The sequence below is a fragment of the Burkholderia sp. E168m23 genome (genome assembly GCF_016586125.1).
GTDB classification, from domain to species: domain Bacteria; phylum Pseudomonadota; class Gammaproteobacteria; order Burkholderiales; family Burkholderiaceae; genus Burkholderia; species Burkholderia orbicola.
Map to the genome: position 1 here is coordinate 1 of NZ_BCPP01001024.1, position 2,419 is coordinate 2,419.

The 2,419-nt window shown below is 66.1% G+C and carries 1 protein-coding gene and 1 pseudogene; both read right to left on the reverse strand.

The features are described from left to right. Positions 1–1,757, reverse strand: a pseudogene (locus tag JMF90_RS33470) (alpha-2-macroglobulin family protein); the annotation flags it as partial. 313 nt (positions 1,758–2,070) lie between these two features. Next, positions 2,071–2,419 (reverse strand): zinc ribbon domain-containing protein (locus JMF90_RS33475; RefSeq protein ID WP_143276743.1); only part of this gene is annotated, 349 nt, incomplete at its 5' end.

Below are 2,419 nucleotides of genomic sequence, written 5' to 3' on the forward strand. Positions count from 1 at the left end.
TCGGCGTTGTCGGACTGATCCTGGCTGCCGTCATCCGATGCCGAATCACTGCCCTTCGCGTCGTCGGCTTTCTTCTTCTCGGCCGCCGGATCGTACTTCGACAGATGCAGCAGGAACACGCCGCGCTTGCCGTCCTTCAGGTACTGGCCGAGGTCGATGCCTTCGTAATGTGCACGGCCGGGATCGCCGGCCGGGAACGCGCGGGTCTGCACGAAGCGCTCGACGATGTGATCCTCGCTGAACGAATACGACAGCTCGGGCCGCGCGTACGTGCCGTTGTTGAAGCTCACGAGATGCTGGATCTGGTCGGGCAGCACGCGGCCGATCTCGACCTTCATGCCCGGCAGGTTGCGCGACACGACCGACAGCCGCTTGCTGCCGCTCATCGACAGCAGCGAGCCGTCGGCCATGAAGCGCAGCAGCTTCGGATAGTCGGGCACCGTGAAGGCGTTCGTCACCGGCGCGCCGAGCCGGTAGCCGCCGGTCGATTTCAGGTCGCCCTCGAAGCGCACGACGACGCGCTCGCCCGGCGTCGCGTGGTACTTGAAGCTCTGCAGCGTCGCGAAGTCGTTCTCGGTCGGCACGACGTCGAGCGGCAGCGGCTTCGACTGCTTCAGCACCGCGTCGCTGATGTCGGCCACGTTCCATTCGTACGGCGGATCGTCGTCCGCCTGCTCGACACCCGGCTTGCGCTTCGGCAACACCCACGCCTTCGCGCGTGCGGCCAGGTCGGCGCCGCGCACGCCGTCGGAGGTTTCCGCGACGAGCACCTGCTCGGGCTCGTAGCGCTCGTTGTCGACCAGCGTCGGCGCGATATTGCCGATCGACAGGCTGTACAGCCCCGGCACGCCGACCGACGCATGCAGCACGTCCGGCGTGCCGTTGCCGCCGCGCGCGCTCTTCACGCCCTTGTCGACGTCGAGCCGCACCGCGAGCGGATCGCGCGGAATCTCGAGCGGCTGCGAGTGGACCCACGCGCTCGTCTTCATCTTGTCGTAGTTGACCGTGTAGCGCAGCGGCGACACGGTCTTGCCGTCGCGGCCGACCAGCACGAGGTCGATGCGCTTCTCGAACTCGGCCGGATCGACCGGGTAGTTGAAGCGCAACTGCAGCAGCGCCTGCTTCTCCGCCGGATTGTCGGGGTTCTGGTAGAACTGGTTGTCGCCGAACGTCGCGGCGAACGCCGGCACGTCGAACGCGAAACGGTCGTCGTGCATCGTCACCTGCGGCGCGAACACGCGATGCACGGCGAAGCGCACCTCGACGTGCGCGCCGACCGGCCAGTCGGCCACCGGCGTGAAGCGCAGCGTCTTGTCGTCGGCCCACTCCCACGCGCCCTTCAGCGCCGGCGTCATCTCGATGCCGTCACCGGCCGGCTTGCCGACCTGCTCGATCGGCGCGGCCGATTGCGAGAACGCCACTTCCAGCGGGTGCACGGTGATCTTCGGCTTGTCGGCATCGTCGACCTCGTAGGTCGTGATCGCCGGCGCCTTCACGGTGAAGCCGACGGTTTCAGGCTCGGGCGGCTTCGGGCGATGCTTGAACCAGTAGCCGCCGTAACCGAGCGCAGCCGCGAGCAGCACGAGGCCGCCGGCATGCCACGGACGGCGGCGCACGGCCGCGGCGGTGACGCCCATCCATGCGGGCGCCGTCCACGACACGTCGCCGACCAGCGGCCGCAACGCACAGCCGAGCAGCCACCAGACGAAGCCCGCCACGCGAATCGGCAGGAGCAGCAGGAAGCGCAGCAAATCCATTTTGTTATTTCCTTGTCAAGGACATGCTGCCCCAGCGGCAACCTTCCCCGAATCGTTTTGGGTCTGTGACGGCGCGGCCCGGTTGCGCCGTGAATACTTGGTATGTTCGACCGGATGCTGGGCGCCATTATCGATCAGACCCGAAACGATGGAAACAGCGGTGTGCCGGCGCGCAACGCCGGCCGACGACCGGTCGGTCGGGCGGATTTCCACGGGTTCCCGGGTCCACCGCCCGATCTCTGCACATGGCGGCGCCGCGTTCGCTAGAATGCCCGGCTCGGCAGGATCGAATCGAATTGACGTCCCCCTCTCCCTAAAGGGAGAGGATTCCCACACCTGGCGATGCACGTCCGCATCGGAGAATGTTCAGCGCAGCGTTGATATCACGATCATGCTCGACACCACAGTCACTGCAGGCCCATTCTCTTACTCGCAGTCCCGCGATACCTTTCGGCCGCGTCGTGCTGTCTTTCGACCCGCACGCCGAACAGGACTGGGTAGAACCGCTTTCGTCGACTTCCTCGAACGTCGCTCCGTGCGCGATCGCTTTGTAGCGGAGCGTGTTTCGGAAGGACGACCAGGACGCGTCGTAGACGCTTTTCGCCATCCTGGTTCTGGCAAGTTTTGCGGCCGACACGTTGCCGACCGCGATGTAATCGAAA